The organism is Paenibacillus sp. FSL W8-0426 (genome assembly GCF_037969725.1).
GTDB lineage: Bacteria > Bacillota > Bacilli > Paenibacillales > Paenibacillaceae > Paenibacillus > Paenibacillus hubeiensis.
Genome location: NZ_CP150203.1, coordinates 4,855,434 through 4,874,439, shown reverse-complemented (window position 1 = coordinate 4,874,439; position 19,006 = coordinate 4,855,434). Strand labels below are relative to the sequence as shown.

The 19,006-nt window shown below is 48.3% G+C and carries 17 protein-coding genes; 14 read left to right on the top strand and 3 right to left on the bottom strand.

What is annotated here, in order from left to right; all coding sequences use genetic code 11:
- The first annotated feature begins 283 nt into the window (after window positions 1–283).
- From MKY59_RS22145 to MKY59_RS22135, 3 genes are all read left to right on the top strand, one after another.
- A complete protein-coding gene (locus MKY59_RS22145; RefSeq protein ID WP_236416651.1) occupies window positions 284–580 on the top strand; it encodes a YlaH-like family protein in 297 nt (98 codons plus the stop codon).
- Between the two features lie 88 nt (window positions 581–668).
- On the top strand, window positions 669–1,727 hold the full coding sequence (locus MKY59_RS22140) for an LCP family protein (protein ID WP_339273856.1): 1,059 nt from the start codon (window positions 669–671) through the stop codon (window positions 1,725–1,727).
- Window positions 1,728–1,925: 198 nt separating this feature from the next.
- A complete protein-coding gene (locus MKY59_RS22135) occupies window positions 1,926–2,378 on the top strand; it encodes a pyridoxamine 5'-phosphate oxidase family protein (RefSeq protein WP_236416649.1) in 453 nt (150 codons plus the stop codon).
- Between the two features lie 7 nt (window positions 2,379–2,385).
- Here the strand turns inward: MKY59_RS22135 and MKY59_RS22130 are convergent, their stop codons facing one another.
- Window positions 2,386–3,069, bottom strand: a complete 684-nt coding sequence (locus MKY59_RS22130) for a YhcN/YlaJ family sporulation lipoprotein (RefSeq protein WP_339273855.1) — start codon at window positions 3,067–3,069, stop codon at window positions 2,386–2,388.
- A gap of 152 nt (window positions 3,070–3,221) precedes the next feature.
- Here MKY59_RS22130 and MKY59_RS22125 point away from each other — a divergent pair, with 152 nt between their 5' ends.
- Entirely contained in the window at window positions 3,222–4,556 is a 1,335-nt protein-coding gene (locus MKY59_RS22125) for a PhoH family protein (protein WP_236416647.1), read from the top strand.
- 226 nt (window positions 4,557–4,782) lie between these two features.
- Window positions 4,783–6,078 (top strand): extracellular solute-binding protein, encoded by a 1,296-nt coding sequence (locus MKY59_RS22120; RefSeq protein ID WP_339273854.1) that lies wholly within the window; start codon window positions 4,783–4,785, stop codon window positions 6,076–6,078.
- On the opposite strand, the gene MKY59_RS22115 is transcribed toward MKY59_RS22120, so the two are convergent.
- Complete coding sequence (locus tag MKY59_RS22115) at window positions 6,070–7,149, bottom strand: hypothetical protein (RefSeq protein ID WP_339273853.1); 1,080 nt, start codon at window positions 7,147–7,149, stop codon at window positions 6,070–6,072. The two genes, MKY59_RS22120 and MKY59_RS22115, sit on opposite strands and share 9 nt — an antisense overlap.
- Window positions 7,150–7,348: 199 nt before the next feature.
- Window positions 7,349–7,585 carry a DUF2626 domain-containing protein gene (locus MKY59_RS22110; protein WP_095289941.1) on the bottom strand — a complete coding sequence of 79 codons (237 nt, stop codon included), beginning with the start codon at window positions 7,583–7,585 and terminating at the stop codon, window positions 7,349–7,351.
- A gap of 310 nt (window positions 7,586–7,895) precedes the next feature.
- On the opposite strand from MKY59_RS22110, the gene MKY59_RS22105 reads away from it, so the two are divergent.
- The 9 genes from MKY59_RS22105 (at window position 7,896) to MKY59_RS22065 (ending at window position 18,856) form a co-directional block, all read left to right on the top strand.
- Window positions 7,896–8,546: an RsfA family transcriptional regulator gene (locus MKY59_RS22105; protein WP_339273852.1), complete on the top strand. Its 651-nt coding sequence runs from the start codon at window positions 7,896–7,898 to the stop codon at window positions 8,544–8,546.
- A gap of 143 nt (window positions 8,547–8,689) precedes the next feature.
- Window positions 8,690–9,637 (top strand): 2-dehydropantoate 2-reductase, encoded by a 948-nt coding sequence (locus MKY59_RS22100; RefSeq protein WP_339273851.1) that lies wholly within the window; start codon window positions 8,690–8,692, stop codon window positions 9,635–9,637.
- A 17-nt stretch (window positions 9,638–9,654) separates the two neighbouring features.
- Window positions 9,655–10,029, top strand: coding sequence for a DUF3397 domain-containing protein (locus MKY59_RS22095; RefSeq protein WP_236416641.1), 375 nt, complete (start codon window positions 9,655–9,657; stop codon window positions 10,027–10,029).
- Window positions 10,030–10,181: 152 nt separating this feature from the next.
- Window positions 10,182–11,888 carry a peptide ABC transporter substrate-binding protein gene (locus MKY59_RS22090; RefSeq protein WP_339273850.1) on the top strand — a complete coding sequence of 569 codons (1,707 nt, stop codon included), beginning with the start codon at window positions 10,182–10,184 and terminating at the stop codon, window positions 11,886–11,888.
- Between the two features lie 191 nt (window positions 11,889–12,079).
- Window positions 12,080–13,012 (top strand): ABC transporter permease, encoded by a 933-nt coding sequence (locus tag MKY59_RS22085; protein WP_236416639.1) that lies wholly within the window; start codon window positions 12,080–12,082, stop codon window positions 13,010–13,012.
- Window positions 13,013–13,014: 2 nt separating this feature from the next.
- Window positions 13,015–13,929, top strand: coding sequence for an ABC transporter permease (locus MKY59_RS22080; RefSeq protein ID WP_236416638.1), 915 nt, complete (start codon window positions 13,015–13,017; stop codon window positions 13,927–13,929).
- 17 nt (window positions 13,930–13,946) lie between these two features.
- Entirely contained in the window at window positions 13,947–15,716 is a 1,770-nt protein-coding gene (locus MKY59_RS22075; RefSeq protein ID WP_236416637.1) for an ABC transporter ATP-binding protein, read from the top strand.
- 190 nt (window positions 15,717–15,906) lie between these two features.
- Window positions 15,907–17,538, top strand: a complete 1,632-nt coding sequence (gene bshC / locus MKY59_RS22070) for a bacillithiol biosynthesis cysteine-adding enzyme BshC (RefSeq protein WP_339273849.1) — start codon at window positions 15,907–15,909, stop codon at window positions 17,536–17,538.
- Window positions 17,539–17,590: 52 nt separating this feature from the next.
- A complete protein-coding gene (locus MKY59_RS22065; protein WP_339273848.1) occupies window positions 17,591–18,856 on the top strand; it encodes an adenosylhomocysteinase in 1,266 nt (421 codons plus the stop codon).
- Window positions 18,857–19,006: the final 150 nt, after the last annotated feature.

Sequence of the window (19,006 nt, the reverse complement as noted above, 5' to 3'; positions counted from 1 at the left end):
ATAATAAGTTAATGTTTGATGGTGGGTTCAAAAAGAAGGTGCTTCTTCCTGCAAAAGTAGTGAAGGGGGCGGGATCGATTCTGTAGAAGCAAAGCGTCCGCCTTTATCACCGGATTTTCTCCTTATGTATGTTGATCAAAAAAATCCGGTGATAACGAAGGTCGGAAGAACGACCCGCAACCGGAACGGCCACTTGGCAGGCAGATGCACCGGGTTTTGACTCATCAGCAATGTGTTTAACTTATATCACCCAAGCATGATTTGCGAAAGGAGCTGGCTATGCATGCAAGCATGGTTCGCGTCACACCCGATCGTAGCCTACATCGTCATCTTTGTGCTGATTACTTACGTGTATAACAAGGTGTTTCGGGTTCGTCAGAAATTACCGCTCGTTAAGGAAATCTTTCTGTATATTTTGATGGCGATGGGCACATTCATGCTTCTTGTTTTTCAGATCGACAAGCTGCCGATCATCCAGTGCCTGCTTGTGGCCGTAGGATTGATGCTGCTTGTGCGGATCAGGTATTTTATCGAAGGCCGACAAAAGAAAAAAGCGGAATCCACCGCACGTAATTCATGACATATGCCCGTATATACTTCCGTTTTCCTTCGGGGAAACGGTTGTCTTTTTAAAGGCAAAAAACAGATGTGATAAAGGTGTTGAGGAAATGAACTCGAATTCGAACGGGCTTCCTCCGCGAAGGAAGGCAGCCGGAACAACAAGCCCTTCCGGATCGAATAACGGAAAGAAAAAGCCGCCCAAGAAGAAACGGAAACGTACCTTTGCCAAAGTTATATTGAGTTTGCTCTTCATCTGCATCATTGCAGGAGGAGGGTACTTGTATTGGATCTATAATCAAGTTGCCCACACCGGAATTGACAAACCTGTGCCTTCCGGCATGGAAGCTCAAAGCAAACCGTTGACGATGCTTCTGCTGGGTACCGATAATCGCCCGGAGACCGGAACCTATCTGTCAGACGTGGTGATGGTTGCAGCGATGAATCCGGCTACCAAAACGGCCACCATTGTTTCCCTGCCTCGCGATACACGCATCGTCCTGGATGGATATAAAAGCAACAAACTGAATGCTTATTATCCAAGATTCAAGGCACAGGAAAAAACAAGCGGCAAAAAGGCCGAGGACCAGATGAAGGACATGATGAGCAAATATCTGGATGTCGATATCAATTACGCAACAGTCTTGAATTTCCAGGCATTTCGGGATGGCGTGGATGCGGTTGGCGGCGTGGATGTCACGGTGGACAAAAACATGTGTTACCGCGATACGGCAGATGGAACGGATATTAATCTCGTGGCAGGCCCGCAACATTTGGATGGCAAAAAGGCTCTGGATTTTGTACGTTACCGGAAATCGAATTGCAGCCCGAAAACGGCGGAATCGAATGATTTTGACCGCAATCAACGTCAAAACCAGGTGCTGAATTCCATGCTTGACCAGCTGAAATCGTTAGGTGGCATAACGAAGATTAGCAAAGTGATCGGTGCGATCGATAACAACATGACCACCGACGTGGAATCCGACCAGATGAAAAATCTGATTGCAACCTACTGGAATATTTCCAAAGAAGACGTGCATTACACGCCGGTGACCGGCGAATGGAAAAGCCCTTATGTTTATATCAATGAGACGGAGCTGGCAAATGCCAAACAAGCCTTGAAAGATACCCTTGAAGGCAAGGTGACCGCCGCTTCGAAATCGGAATAGACTGCACGGTAGGGATTGGAAGCTTGATCTATCGTATGTTATAATATCTTTAATCATCAAGCTCCAAAGCACTTGCAACATGCACATCTGCATCATTTGAAGTGGCCTAACGTGATTCTATTAGCACGGGCTCTATAGGAATAAATCTACAATGAAATGAACAAAGCATGGCATGATGAGGTTGGGGAGGCTGGTTCGATGTCTGAAGCTGTCACACAATTGACTGAATCCCTTTTGCAGCAATTCAAAAGCGAGACGTTTGTGCTGCTGGCTACCGTTGATGCGGAATCCGGCGGACCCACGTCAAGCGTAATCTCCTGGATTTATGCGGAGAATGCTTCTACGCTTCGTATTGCCCTTGACCATCGTTCCCGTCTGGTGAACAATATCATCCGCAACCCGGCGATTACCGTTACCGTTTTTGGAGAAAGCACGATATACGCCATCAACGGTCGTGCCTCGGTGAGACAAGATCCGCTGCAAGAGGTTCCGTTCAACATGTGCTGTTTCGACATTTCCATCGAAGCGGTACGTAATGCTCTTTTTTATGGAGCCGAATTGGCCTCCGTACCTCAATATGTCAAAATATATGATCAAAGAGCTGCAGAGAAACTCGATCAGCAGGTCTTTGCTGCCATGAAAAAAGCCTAGTGAGAGATCACTGGGCTTTTTGTTGCTTTCTGTCAGAAGAATGCAGTTGCTGCATATGTCTTTCCGTATTGACGTTTTCATTCGGATTTTGGCGTACTTTGACGTCTTTGGGCAATTGGGGGATGATTCGGCCGACGATGTCCGAAAGCTCTGATGCAAAACCGGATACCGGATTGCCTTTGCGGATATGCTCTCCGATTTCTTTGATTCGTTCGGAGACGTCCGCATCTGCGGTTACGATGGAATCGACGCCCTCCGGATCTTTGCGCAATGCTTCGGCCACGGAATATTTAATCGTACCGACCCGTGCCCGATCAAGCTTGCCATCCACATCGATGCCGACAATGGCCGTATTGCCGAAAATGACGCAATTGGCATCACGTACGCCTTCGACCTTCTTGGCCAACGTTTTCAGATGAGTGATGCGTTGTTCGTGGGGCATTTTGCCCGTTTGGTTTACGTTTTCGGCCTCACGAACGGTTTGGCCTGACCTTTCATTGGCACGGTGCGTGTTTGCGGATTCCATCCGACGATTTTCAGTATTCAGACTGTGGGCTCCTCCCTGGAGATCTTGCCGAGTTGCTGCACGTTCACGGGTATTCGTGTTGTTCTCCTGCGAAGCACTGCGTGTGGTTGTGCTGCAACCTGTAAGTATAAAGATCAGAAGCAGCGCGCAAATCCAACCTTTCATGAATGTTCATCCTTTCCTGTAGTTTTTCAGAATGGTTGACAATTATTTTGTCCTACACGAATACATTTATGTATGGGAGGATGATTGTCCATGCCGCTGCTGAAAGATCAACCGATCTACGCCTTTAACGACGCCGCTTTGGAGGGGATTGAATGAAAAAGATTTTTGTATTGGATACCAACGTGCTTTTGCATGACCCCAATGCCATATTTGCCTTTGAGGAACATGAGGTCATCATTCCCGCGGTTGTGCTTGAGGAGATTGACTCCAAAAAAAGAAATGCTGACGAAATTGGCCGTAATGCCAGAAACGTGTCCAGGTTGCTGGATGGTTTGCGCGAGTTAGGACACTTGCATAGCGGGGTGCCGCTTGGCAGCGGAGGCAGTCTCAAAGTGGAACTGAATCATCGCAGCTTCGTTAAGGTGCAGGAAATGTTCGGCGAGATATCCAACGATAATCGGATTTTGGCGGTTGCGCTGAATTATCAGCTCGAAGAAAACGAAAAGGAGAATGCAGAGACTCAGGTGGTCCTGGTCAGCAAAGACGTGCTTGTTCGCATCAAGGCCGATGTACTCGGACTGGTCACTCAGGATTACTTGTCGGATCGGACAGCGGGGCCGAGCGAGCTTTATTCGGGTTATACAACGCTTAAAGTCCATCCGTCGGTAATCGATGAGTTTTACACATATCGTTTCTTGCCGATTAAGCCGCTGCAATTGCCTTATATGCTATATCCCAACGAGTTTGTGATTCTCAAGGACGAGATGGGAACCAACAAATCGGCGTTGCTTAAAGTGAACGGAGAAGGAACCCGGCTTGAACCGCTGTATTTGAGCAATGATAATGTGTGGGGAATTGTGGCCCGAAATGCACAACAGCGCATGGCCCTGGAATTGCTTTTGAACGACGATATTCCTCTGGTAACCATTACCGGCAAGGCGGGAACAGGGAAGACGCTGCTCGCTTTGGCAGCCGGATTGCTCAAGGTGGAGGATGACCATAAATACAAAAAGCTGTTGATTGCTCGTCCCGTTGTTCCCATGGGCAAGGATATCGGTTATTTGCCGGGAGAAAAGGAAGAGAAGCTGCGTCCATGGATGCAGCCGATCTATGATAATTTGGAATTTCTTTTCGATACCAAAAAAGCCGGCGATATCGACAAAATATTGATGGGGCTTGGCAGCATCCAAGTTGAGGCGTTAACGTATATTCGCGGACGGTCCATTCCCGGACAGTTCATCATTGTGGATGAAGCACAGAACTTGTCGAGGCATGAAGTGAAAACGATCGTATCACGCGTCGGCGAAGGCAGCAAAATCATACTGATGGGGGATCCGGAACAGATTGACCACCCCTATCTTGATTCGGCAAGCAATGGACTGACGTATGTAGTAGAACGGTTCAAACAGGAGGGAATCAGCGGGCACATCATGCTTGAAAAAGGAGAGCGCTCCAAGCTGGCCCAACTCGCTGCTGATCTGCTGTAATCGGATGACATGGAACTATTTCCCGGAAAATGATTGGTCCAAACCGGCTCCTAGAGCCGGTTTTTTGCTGAAAAAAGATCGAATGGATATTGGACAGAACGCGTTATGCTCAAAGTATGGCAAAAAGCCGGAAGGCTGTTTTTTAGCATCAATAGGACAATAGCATCATTTTTTTGTTACAATGAATGTTGCAGGAAAAACTAGGCATTGAGGGGGAGAATATTTAATGAAGCGGAGACATCAAGTGGTTTTGTTCGCCGTACTGCTGCTGTCGCTGACTATTTTGTCCCCGAGCTTTGATTTTCGAGGTACGCCATTGAATCCGGAAAAGAAACAGGAGGAAGATTCTTTTCCAGGGTCCTCATCCAGAAACGAGGAGCAGCAAGCACCGGTAGAAATCGTTGTTTCCATGTCTTCAGAGGATTTCAAGCCATTTCAAGAAATCGCCAAGCAGGTTGCGGAATTGCAGCATGTAGAGATTCAGCTCCGAAATGTAGAACCAGATACATATAAACAGGTTTTAAATCAAGAGTTTGCGCTGGGAGAAGGCGGAGACGTTATTTTGATGGACAATGCAGAGGTGCAGCATTATGCCAAACGGGGGAATTTATATCCTCTAAATGGCACGTCTTTGGCCAAATCGGCGGGAGACACCGTTCTGCGCTTTAGGAAGAGTGCCGAGTGGAATGGCTATCAATGGGCAATGCCTTTTGATTTTGATGCATATGTTGTGGCATCCAGACCGTTCCTTATCAACAAAGCAGGACTGGATTCCCCCTTGCTCACCGCGGAGCAATGGAATGCATTTGTAAAAGGAAGGGGGGCATCGAGCCAGGAAAAGCTGCTCGGATTGGATGCAAGCGATCCATTTGCGATCAGTGCGTGGCTGAATCAGATCCATCCAAAGCTTGTTCCGACTCGGATGAATCCTGCCAACTGGGCCGAACCCAACAAAGAAGAACGGGAAGCGCTGCAATTATTAAACACGATGCCAAAATATGTTGCAGCTTTCGATGGAAACGAAACTTCAGCAACTGCAGCGAATCCGGATCAGCTTCCGATGGTTGTCACATCATTGGCACAGTGGAAGAAAGGGAGCGAAGCGTCCAAGAAGGGGGGCGGAATCCTGGGAAGCCAGGATTCCAAGGCGTCCGTCACGCTGGCCGGACTTGCCATGGTTCATTCCAGAAGCTTCGTAATTACAGCCGGTTCATCCGTTTCCGAACATGCCAGCAAATGGATTGAAGGCATGACATCCGTTATCATTCAAGCCGAATGGTCCAGCCGTACAGGCCGAATGCCTGCCAGGCAGGAGCAATTGGATGCAGAAATGGAAATGCTCGAAAACCAATTTAAGTTAACGAACGGAGAAACATGGGGCAAGGGAGAAAGCATGCACGAAATCGGCGAATCCCAGCTGCACGATTACAGTACGAGTATGGAACAGCTGTTCCGGGGAAAACTAAAGGCCGAACAGTACGTGAAACGTATTTTGGAAATTCACGCGAACGGGTCAGAATGAGATGGCGAGCTTCACTTCAAGAACGCCTTTGCTGGTCGATACATCCGTGGCTTTGACGAAGGATAGAATCTTCTGGGGATAGAAACCAAGATCGAATTCACGCTCCAACATGCGGCGGGTTGTATCGGGCAGTTCGAACTGGTTAAATACCAGTTTGTTCACATGAAATCGGATGGAATTTTGTGGCTCGTTTTCAACCGTGTAATGACCCTCGATGCTTAACTGCAGTTCGTCACGCTGTCCCGCGGCCGTAATCTTGTTCTCGTCAAACTGAAAAGCAAAGTTTTCAAAAATCGGATCTTGTTCGCGCAAAAATGCATTAAGTTCATCCTGACCGATTCGAATCGTATACGTCGTTCCTGTCGTGGAGATCCCCCCATTTTGCTCTTGGATGAACTGCGGCAGATTTTGCATGGCCGCTGCGAGCGCCTTGAAGTAACGTTTGACTTCATAAATGCCGATGTTTTCCCAGTAATTCGTCAATTCCTCCATCAGCTTCTGAATGGCCGCAGCATTATCGCTTTTGGCCAACTCGCCATCCACCTCGTTTTGAAGCGCGGCAACGCGTTTCCGCTGGTTCTGCAAACCGGCTTTTAAAACGTTTAATTCGTCGGTGGTTTCGGAAATCCGCAGGGAGGTTTGCAGCATGCTGTCATACCTTTCCTGGTATTTGTCAAGAACCGCCCGATCCCTGCCAATAATGATCTGATAATAATCATATAATACGAATAAATCCTTAAGCGATCTGGCACCCAAGACGGCCATAAGCAGGCTATCGCGTTCCCCCATATAATAGGACCTGACCACTTCCCCGGCCCGATCCTGTTGAATATGTATCTCGTTTTCCTGTTCCCGAAGCTGAACCTGCAGTAGTTGTTGCTCCTTGCCGAGCTGCTGCTGCCTTTCCTCGATCCGTTCAATCTCATGGTCAATCTCGACGATCGACAGGCTTTTTTGCAGCAGGGCGCGAGTTTCCTCAGGGGAGTAATCTTCTCCATAAACATAGGTCGATGTAAGTTGTATGCATAACAAGGCACAGACCAGGGCAGCAATGGCGGATCGACCCTTCACCAGTTCATTCTCCTCTCTGTGTGAATAGTTTCATCGTACAAGCTTCAAGTCCTGAGAACAATATATGAAACCGAAAGCGGAATTATCCTCAATAAAAGCTGGCTGCTTCGTAGCGATGATATGGAAATATTCTAAACGTACGTCAACAAACGGCAAAAAAGCAATCCGGCAGCAGCCGGATTGCTTGCATGATGGCGGATTAAAGCGGCAGTCCCATCTGGAATACGGTCCAATAGCTGAAACCGGTGAACGTTACGATCATATATCCCCAGAAGAGCAAGATGTATGTTCTCTCGGTAAATTTCAAATATCCCAAAATGACGAAAAACGCAGTCTGCAGGAAAAACAGCAAAGCCATTTCAACGAGATCTCCAGCAAAGGCCATGAGGCCAATAGTCAGCGTGAAGAAGCCGAGTACCCGAAACATGCGTGCCACGGTTAGTCCTCCTCTCTATGTACGTTCATAGATATACTTCCTCAACATTATACCGTTAAAGGAAATTCGTGTAAACCTAAACGGGCATGAAAGCGAATTCTTTTCGGTCGGTGACAAGTTATATTTCACCCTGTTTTCATATGTTACGTATGGAGGCTAATAAATGTGGAAATACATTTTAGTATGAAATCAATTCTATGAACTCTATGAGAGGCATATGAATGAGTAAAGCAGCTTTTATGTCTGAATTCACACGACGGGCATCGGCTGGTGAATGGTTATTATGGATGTTGTTAGGAGGGTATATAGCATGACTGCAGTTAGACAGGATGCGTGGAGTACAGAAGATGATTTGATCTTGGCGGAGGTGACGCTGCGGCATATTCGCGAAGGCAGTACCCAGCTTGCAGCTTTTGAGGAAGTGGGCGAAAAAATCGGCAGGACTTCTGCCGCTTGCGGATTTCGCTGGAACAGCTGTGTGCGCAAGAAATATGAGTCTGCCATCAGCAATGCCAAGGCGCAGCGCCAGAAACGGAGCTATCTCCGGAAACAGCCTGCCGTGCATGGCCCGCAAGTGGCCGCAATAGCGCCGATGGATACGGAAGAGAATGCGTATCAGACGGATGGAGTATCCGAAGAATCCCTATCGATGGATGCAGTCATTCGTTACTTGAGGCAATGGAAAGGGACAGTTCAGGAAACCAGCCGCCAGTTGAAGATGTTGGAGAAGGAACTGCGCGAAAAAGAAGACGAGTTAATGGAGCTTCGATTGGAGAACGACAGGCTGTCCAAAGAAGTCAGTGAAGTACAGACCGATTATCGTGTGGTGAACGACGATTACAAGGCATTGATTCAGATCATGGATCGTGCGCGCAGGCTTGCTTTTTTGTCCGAAGAAGAAGAAGAAATCAAGACTCGCTTCAAAATGGATGCCAATGGAAATTTGGAGCGGATTGAGTAGTTCGTGAATGATTCTGGACTACTCATTTGAGCCAGCCCGTCACATCTCCGTTACAAACGGCGGATCAGACGGGTTTTTTGTTTCGTATTTTTGTTCTATTATAGATAGAAGAAAGGCATGATGAACGAAAAAAGAGGTGTCGCATGATTATTGATATTATCGGGGCTGGGGCACTAGGCCTGCTGTTTGGAACCAAGCTCCAAGCCGTACGGCACCAAGTCCGGTTTTGGACAAGAACGGAAGAGCAGTCGAAGCAGCTGCGCGCTCAAGGAATTCGGGCCCTCGAATCTGGCGGCGCCGTGCACGTGCTTTCACCGGAAAACGTCCAAGCACAGCCGATTTCCGGGCTTCTTGATGAATGGAATCGTGCTCCGGGCGATTGGCTGTTTCTAATGGTCAAGCAGACGGGAATGGATGAAGCGATTCAAAGCATGGACGGTCTACAAACCAAGCCGGTGAACGTAGTTTGTTTTCAGAACGGATTGGGACATATCGAAAAACTGGAAAAGGCGTTTCCTTCTTGGCGAATATTCAGCGCAGTCACGACCGAAGGGGCAAAACGCGATGGCGGGGATGTGCATCATGCAGGGCATGGCCAAACTTGGATTGGCGAAAGCAAGGATGCCCGTGGAAATCAGTCGGCGAATGTCGGCCGAAGTTCGGCGGCGGATGTAGCCCTGATGCTGTGTCAGGCAGGATTTGACGGGATTGCGTCGAATCAAATCGAGAGGATGGTTCACAGAAAATGGATGATCAATGCGGTCATCAATCCGCTAACGGCATTGTGGAGAATACCGAACGGTGAACTGCTGTCGCGTGAGGAACGCATTGCTGTCATGCGCCAGCTGTATGATGAAGGAATGAACATTCTTGCTGCAGCAGGAATCGAAACGGACCCGGACTGGTGGGAACAGATCCTTTCCGTATGTCGATCGACGGCTTCCAATACCTCTTCGATGCTGGCAGATGTTCAATCCGGGCGCCGCACTGAAATTGAATCGATCAACGGTCAGTTCGTCATGCTTGCCCAGCGTTACGGTTTGCCGGCTCCGATGCATGAAACGATGTATCGCCTGATTGAAGGCATGTAAACGGAAGGAGTGAGTTGATGGGAATTTTCATCGGATTGAGCGTGCTGCCCTTTTTCCCGTTTATCATTACGTATTTGGCCATGGTTGCATGGAAGAAGAACAAGCGGGCTGCTTTCAAAGTCGCAATGGACGTAACGACTCTATTTTTGATTTTTTCGGTCTCGGCATTATTCAATTTGACATTTGATACGCAATTTGGATTTTATTTGACCCTTCTCCTCATACTAATCGCGCTGGGACTGATCGGAGGAGCCCAAAATAGGCTTAAGGGCAGGGTCGATGGGGTTCGAATGTTCCGGGTCGTTTGGCGCATGGCTTTCGTCGTGATGAGTTTCTCTTATATTCTATTTACTGTATTTGGGCTTTTTAGATATTTTATCAATATCATGTGAGCATACATAACACAAAAACTTCGAAAACGGTGTCGAATTTGTCGAAAAGTGAAAAAAAACATTACTTTCTGAAAAAGTAATGTAGATTTTTTTGACCGGTGGTTGTATAATCTATAAACATAAACCACATCAATTTAGGGGGAAAGTGTTAGATGAAAAGGAAAAGTCTATTAGTCCTTTTGACGCTGATTTTGGCGTTCGGTACCGTACTTGCAGCGTGCGGATCGAAAAATGAAGGCACAAGCAGCAACAACAACACAGGAACTGGTTCTGCAGGCGAAGAAGCCGGTCTTGCAAAAGACCAAGTGCTCAAAATTAACCTGACAGCTGAACCTCCTACGTTGGACCCGGCACAAGCAAAAGACAGCCAAACCAACACGGTTCTGAAATTCTTGTATGAAGGCCTCGTTCGCATTGACGCTGACGGCAAAGAAGCTGCAGGCGTTGCTAAAGACTGGAAGGTTTCTGAAGACGGCCTGAAATATGTGTTTAACTTGGACCCTGAAGCGAAATGGAGCAACGGCGATCCAATCACTGCGGAAGACTTCGTTCGTTCTTGGGAACGCGCTTTGAAACCGGAAACAGCATCTCCTTACGCTTATCAGCTTTACTACATTAAAGGTGCGGAAGGCTTCAACCGCAGCACTGATGAGTCGTTCAAAGGTGAAAAAATCACTGATTTCTCCCAAGTTGGTGTGAAAGCTACCGATGAGCATACACTGGAAGTAACTTTGGAAAACCCAACGCCTTACTTCTTGGGTTTGACAGCATTCTATACGTACTACCCGGTACACAAGTCTGCTGATACAAACGACAAGTTCTTTACGGATTACAAAAACATGATCGTTAACGGACCGTTCACAATGGATTCTTTCCTTAAAGGTCAAAAAATCGTTGTGAAGAAAAACGAATCTTACCATGCTGCAAGCGAAATCAAACTGTCTGAAATCAACATGTCCCTGACTAGCAGCAGCGCTTCCGAACTGCAAGCTTACAAATCCGGTCAATTGGATTACACGGGTGCACCTAACGGTGAAGTTCCTACGGATCAAATCCCGTCTGTAAAAGCTGAACTGCCGGACGAGTTCAAAGCTACAGGTATTGCAAGTACGTATTACTATTTGTTTAACGTAAATGAAGCACCTTTCAACAACAAAAAAATCCGTCAAGCTTTCGCGATGTCGATCAACCGTCAACTGATCGTTGACAAAGTAACGCAAGGCGGACAAATTCCGGCATTCGGTTTCGTTCCTCCAGGTATCCGCGGTGAAAACGGCGAATTCCGTGATGAGCACAAAGACGACTACTTCAAAGAAGACGTAGAACAAGCTAAAAAATTGCTTGAAGAAGGTATGAAAGAAGAAGGCTACACAACTTTGCCGCAAGTTACTTTGATCTACAACACAAGTGACGGTCATGCGAAAATTGCTCTGGCGATCGCTGATATGTGGAAACAAAACCTTGGCGTTGACGTGAAAACGGAAAACCAAGAGTGGGGCGTATTCCTTGAGAACCGCCAAAACCAAAACTTCCAAATCGCTCGTGCGGGATGGTCTGCAGACTATAACGATCCGTACAACTTCTTGGAAATGTGGACAACTGGCAACACAAACAATGATCCTAAATACAGCAACGAACAGTTCGATAAAGACGTTAAAGCAACTGTGAAAGAAACTGATCCTGCTAAGCGTATGGCTGCATTTGCTGACGCTGAAAAAGTCCTGGTTCAGGATGACATGGCGGTTCTGCCAATCTACTATTACACTAACGTATCTTTGACTAAGCCTTACCTGAAAGGCGTACAACTTGATTTTAGTGGAGCGATCGACTTCACTCGCGCATATTTGGAAGCGAAGTAAAGTTGTTCTGAAGTCTATATGAATGCTTCGGGATATATATGTGGTTTTCCATATATATCCCGATTTTTTTGTATGTGAGCCGATTTTCCTTATAATTCTTGAAATTTCCGATAACTGGATTGGACAAGACGCATTGTCTAATTCTACAATCGATTTGTATACAAAATATTGTTTTTGGAGGTGTGCAAGGGTTGGTTAAGTATGTTTTGAAAAAACTGCTATTCGTGCTGCTATCGCTTTTCATACTGGCATCGGCAACATTCTTCTTGATGAAAGCCATTCCGGGAGACCCTTTTACCTCCGAGAAAAAGGTGTCTCCTGAAATCCGGGCATTGCTCGAGCAGAAATACGGATTGGACAAATCCCTGTTTGAGCAGTATTTGAAGTACATGGGCGGGATCGTGCAGGGTGATTTCGGCGTTTCCATGAAATACCTGAATCAGGACGTTTCCGATATGATCGTTCAAACGTTTTCGGCTTCGTTGCGTCTCGGCATCTTTGCGATCATCATTTCGATCGTCGTGGGGGTACTGCTAGGTTTGTTGGCGGCAGTCTACCACCGCAAGCTGATCGACGATATTACGATGGTACTTGCCGTCATCGGGATCGCCGTGCCGAGCTTTTTGCTGGCGTCGCTGATCCAGTACGTGTTTGCCTACAAGTTGGGATGGTTCAACGTCATGGGCTTCGATGGCCCGCTTGACTACGTTCTCCCGGTAGCCGCGCTGTCGGCATCCCCGATCGCGTTCATTGCCCGTTTGACTCGTTCTAGCATGTTGGAAGTATTGCATGCGGATTATATCAAAACAGCGAAAGCCAAAGGTTTGAAATGGCCTGCTATCATGTTCAGACACGTTGTGCGTAACGGTATTTTGCCGGTCGTAACTTATGTGGGTCCAATGACTGCAAACATCATCACCGGTTCGGTCGTTATCGAGCAAATCTTTAACATCGGCGGTATTGGTAAAGTGTTTGTCGAAAGTATTACTAACCGTGACTATACGATGATTATGGGGATCACGATCTTTTACGGCGTTCTGTTGATGCTCGCTCGTTTCTTGACAGATATCGCCTATGTACTGGTTGATCCTAGAATTAAGCTGGAAAGCAAGAAGGGGGCATAACGTTGTCTGGCTCAAATAATAAAAATGCACAAACGGCGAATGCTGCCCCGGCGGTAAAATCGCAGGAAAGCGTATCGCTGTGGAAAGACGCGATGTACAGGCTGGCAAGCAACAAAGTTGCGATGATCAGCTTGGGCGTTCTCATCCTTGTTGTTCTTTTTTCGATCATTGGTCCAACTTCGATCTTTACAAGCTACAACTATTATTCCAATGATTTGTTGAACGCCAATATGGCGCCAAGCGCAGAGCATTGGTTCGGCACGGACGAACTCGGCCGTGATATTTGGGTAAGAACTTGGGTCGGTGCACGGGTATCCCTGACGGTCGGTCTGGCGGCTGCCTTGATTGACCTTGTGATCGGGGTCATTTATGGTGCGATCATGGGTTTTTACGGCGGACGCGTAGACGGAATCATGAACAAGTTCTCCGAAATTTTGTACTCTCTTCCTTATATGTTGGTTGTTATCCTGCTGCTGGTCGTTCTGGAGCCAAGCTTGACGACCATTATTATCGCATTGACGATTACCGGCTGGATCAGCATGTCCTGGATCGTTCGCGGGGAGATCATGCAGCTGAAAAACAGAGATTTTATTCTCGCCGCACGCTCGATGGGTGCAAGCACGGGACGCCAGTTGTTCCGTCATTTGCTGCCTAATGCGGTTGGCCCGATTATCGTTACACTGACATTGTCTATCCCGAATGCGATCTTTGCGGAAGCGTTCCTGAGCTTCCTTGGTCTGGGTGTATCCGCTCCGAGATCTTCCCTGGGATCGATGATCAATGACGCTCTTACAGGCTGGACGCTGTATCCTTGGCGGATGTGGTTCCCTGCCGGCCTGATGGTATTGACGATGCTTGCTTTCAACTTGCTCGGCGACGGACTCCGGGATGCGCTGGATCCGAAATTACGTAAATAGAAATAGGAGGTGGGATTATGGAGACGATTTTAACAGTCAAAGATCTGAGCGTTTCGTTTAAAACGCGCTCGGGGGTATTTGATGCCGTAAAAAATGTTAGTTTCGAATTAGGCAAAGGAGAAACGCTGGGAATCGTTGGTGAGTCCGGTAGTGGTAAAAGCGTTACCGCTCAGACCATCATGAAGCTGATCCCCTCCCCGCCTTCCATCGTTAAAAATGGAGAGATCGTTTTTCAAGGTCAGAGCCTATTGAATAAAACGGATAAAGAAATGGAAGCGATTCGCGGTAAAGATATCGGTATGATTTTCCAAGATCCGATGACATCGCTCAACCCAACGATCAAAGTCGGTAAACAAATTACCGAGGTGCTTCGCAAGCATCAGAACATGTCCAAAAAGGAAGCGGAAGCCCGCGCCCTGGAAATGCTCAAGCTTGTCGGCATCAAAAACCCGGAAATCCGGATGGGGCACTATCCGCACCAATTTTCAGGTGGTATGCGTCAGCGTGTAATGATCGCCATTGCCTTGGCTTGCCGCCCATCATTGCTGATCGCGGACGAACCAACTACAGCGCTTGACGTAACGATCCAGGCTCAAATTCTGGATGTTATGAAAGACATGCAGCAAAAGCTCGGCACTTCCATCATGCTGATTACGCATGACCTTGGCGTCGTAGCAGGTATGTGTGACCGTGTCGTGGTCATGAAAGAAGGCGAGGTTGTCGAAACAGGTACAACCGATGAAATTTTCAGCAATCCTCAGCATCCATACACGATTAAATTGCTGAACGCCCTGCCGCGTTTGGATGAGCCTAAAAAGGAAAAACCGACTCCGGTAGGCATTGTTAAAGGGGCAAATAAACCTCTCGTGCAGGTTAAAAACCTCAAACAATACTTCAATCTGGGCAAAGGCAACATCCTGAAAGCCGTGAATGATGTGAGCTTTGACATTTTCGAAGGGGAAACGCTGGGCGTTGTAGGCGAGTCGGGTTGCGGTAAATCGACAACCGGCCGTACGATTCTGCGTTTGTACGAACCATCGGGCGGAAACGTAAACTTCAACGGAACGGATATTTATAAGCTGTCTCCCCGCAAGATGAAAGAAATGCGCAAAGACATGCAAATGATCTTCCAAGATCCATATGCATCGTTGAACCCGCGTTTCAATGTCATGGATATTATCGGTGAATCTTTGGATATCCACGGTTTGGCTTCCAGCCGAGCAGAACGGAAAAAACGGGTAGAGGAGCTGCTTGACCTGGTCGGGTTGAATCCAAGCCATGCGCTGCGTTACCCGCACGAATTCTCGGGTGGTCAAAGACAACGGATCGGGATTGCACGCGCCTTGGCCGTAGACCCTAAATTCATTATCTGTGACGAGCCGTTGTCGGCGTTGGACGTTTCAATTCAGGCTCAGGTCGTCAAATTGCTGGAAGAACTTCAGCAGCGTCTTGGCCTGACTTACCTGTTCATTGCGCATGATCTTTCCATGGTTAAACATATCAGTGACCGCGTTGCGGTAATGTACATGGGAAAAGTGGTGGAACTGGCAGAAAGCGAAGAGCTTTACTCCAATCCGGTGCACCCTTACACCAAAACGCTGCTGTCGGCGATTCCGGTTCCGGATCCCGAGGTGGAACGCAGCAAACGCCGCATTTTGCTTCCGGACGAACAATCCGGACCGATTCAGAATGCTTCGGGCGGTCCTGTAAACGATCCTTACAATCTGCAAAATGCCCAATTGATCGAAGTATCCAAAGGGCACTGGGTAGCAGAACCGTACGTATAATATGTCATCAAGCCAGATGCCATTATCGATTTAATCAAACCGCCGAGCGATCGGCGGTTTTTTGTTTTCAATTGTTATCATAGTTAAAGCTGGAATTTAAGGAAACAAGGCATACTTTCTTTTGACGTAGAGGCCTACTATTGAGTACAATCAAGAAAGGCTCTTTGAAGCAGAATAGGAGGCAGACCTCATGAAAGGAATACCCGAGGCGCTCCGCAGCGGATCACGGCTGGCTGAAGATTATATTTGTTCGCGTGATGCTGTGAGAGCCCTTTATGAATATGACGTTCACTTTGATTCCAATCTCTCGGCGCGTGCCCAATGGCTGGATGAAACCGAAAACGCGCGAGTGCATCGTCAGAATCTGGTGGAATACTTGAGTATATATAATCGGCGTTTGAACGATCACCCGGAAGTTCGTCAATCGCTGGAACGATTGAGCCAGCAAGGTGCGCTGGTTGTGACGGGCGGACAGCAGAGCGGTCTTTTTACAGGTCCGTTGTTCGTTATTTACAAGGCTGCCAGCGTGATTGCGGCTGCACGAGAAGCCGAAGCCAAGCTCGGGCGTCCTGTCGTGCCCGTTTTCTGGATTGCGGGTGAAGACCATGACTGGGACGAGGTGAATCACACGTTCTTGCCCGACCGCAATGGGAACATCGTCAAAGTAAAGCTGCACGGGCGATTTAGCGGACGGGATTCGGTGAGCAGCGTTCATGTGGATGCAGACCAATGGAAGAATGCCATCGAGCAGGTGGAACAGCTCTTGCCTGATACAGTACATAAACCGGGACTGGTTAAACTGCTTAGGGACATTCACGAATCCAGCTCCAATCTCAGCGATGCGTTTGCCAGAATGTTGTCCGCCCTGTTCGGAGGAAGCGGGCTTGTTCTTATGGATGCGGCAGAGCAGGGACTGCGGGCGTTGGAACAACCGGTGTTTGCGAACATGATTCGCAAGAACGATGTGCTGCGACACGCTTATTTGCAAGGAGCTTCCCAGGTTGTGGGGGCTGGCTATGACATGCCGGCAGAAGTTGCCGAAGACGGGGCCAATTTGTTCTACATCCATCAGGGCGCACGCCTGTTGTTAACTTACAAGGATGGCTTATTCGGCGATCGGAAGGGACTGGTGTCCTTCACGGAAGATCGGCTGCTTCAGGAGCTCGCCGAACATCCGGAGCGTTTCAGCAACAACGTGCTGACAAGGCCGTTAATGCAAGACTCTGTACTGCCGGTTCTGGCCGTTATTTTGGGGCATGGAGAGATTTCATATTGGGGATTGACCCGTGAAGCCTTCAGACAGTTTGGTTTGCAAATGCCCATTCTGTTGCCGCGTCTTTCTTTTACCATTTTGGAAGACATCCACCACAAACATATGCAGCAATACGGTCTTTCGTTTCAGGATGTTCAGTATCGTCTTGAAGAGCGCAAGCAGCAATGGCTGGACGGCCAGGAAACGTTGGCTGTGGAGGAAGAGTTTGCAAAAGCACAACAGGCTATAGAAACCGTGTACCGGCCCTTGCTGGACCGATTGGCGGAAATCCAAGCCGGACTTGGGCGAATCGGCGAAACCAATTTGCGCAAGATTGGAGAACAGGTCCAATATATGCAGCAGCAGACGCATCGGGCCATTGCGGAGAAACATGAGGCGGGGCTGCGTCACTGGAATGGTATCCAGGCTTCCCTTTTCCCAATGAACAAACCGCAGGAGAGGGTCCATAATGTTCTATTTTACTTGAACCAGTATGGTACAGAGTGGATCGAGCGTTTGATTGGAAGCCAATCCGAATTCACCGGGCAGCATCAGGTCATCCGGTTGTAATCGAAAGCTCGAAAAGATATAGAAGCAATCACATGTTTAGGAGGATGAAGGTATGACTACACCTGCTTTGCAGAACAGCATTGTTGCTGATATGGCGCTTGCGCCGGAAGGTCATCTTAAAATCGATTGGGTAGAAGCGCACATGCCGGTGTTAAATCGCATTCGCCGTCAGTTTGAACTGGATCTTCCTTTCAAGGGACTTAAGGTATCCATCTGTCTTCACCTTGAAGCCAAAACGGCGTACTTGGCCAAGGTCATTCAAGCGGGGGGAGCGGAAGTCACCATCACCCACAGCAATCCGCTGTCGACACAGGATGATGTGTGCGCCGCACTCGTTGAGGACGGAGTGACCGTTTATGCAAAGCACAATCCGGGCGCGGAGGAATTCAAAGCACTGCAGATTCGTGCGCTTGAAGCCAAGCCGGACCTGATTATCGACGATGGCGGCGATTTTGCTACCATTCTCGCATCCGAACGGCCAGACCTGGCCGCAACGATTCGCGGCGGGGCAGAGGAAACGACAACGGGCATTATTCGTCTGAAAGCGTTGGCGAAAGAAGGCGAACTGAAATTTCCGATGGTTGCGGTGAATGACGCCTATTGCAAATACTTGTTCGATAACCGGTACGGTACGGGACAGTCTGCATTTGACGGAATCATCCGTACGACCAACCTGGTTGTTGCGGGAAAAACGGTCGTTGTTGCGGGGTATGGCTGGTGCGGCAAAGGCGTGGCCATGCGTGCCAAAGGACTGGGCGCGAACGTCATCGTCACCGAGATTGATCCCATCAAGGCCGTGGAAGCGCATATGGATGGGTTCCGGGTCATGCCTATGCTGGAAGCTGCCAAGCTTGGCGATTTCTTCATCGCGGTAACGGGCAACAAAGACGTTATTACAGGCGAGCATTACGATGTCATGAAAGACGGAGCCATTCTTAGCAACGCAGGCCACTTTGACGTGGAAGTAAACAAGCCGGAGCTGGCCAAGCGATCGGATTCGATTCGTACCGTGCGCCGCAACATCGAGGAGTACCGCTTCAAGGATGGACGCAAAATGTACCTTCTGGCCGAAGGACGCCTTGTCAACCTGGGCGCGGCGGACGGACACCCGGCCGAAATCATGGACACAACGTTTGCGCTTCAAGCTCTTGGCCTGCGCTATGTAAGCGAGAATTATGCGGATTTGGGCAAAAACGTGGTTAACGTGCCATATGAAATTGACCGCCAAGTCGCCAGCTACAAGCTGGAGAGCCTTGACATCGCGATCGACGCCTTGTCGCCGGAGCAAGAGAAGTATTTGGACAGCTGGAAGTTCTGATTCCGGGTCGGGATATCGATCATGGCGCGAGACACCAGAAATTACTTGCAGAACATCTGGTTCGAAAGGTATAAAATGATGTAGATGTGGCATGTACGGCATCGTACAGTCACTGCCCGGGAAACGCCTTTGGTCCTGAGTACGGGATCA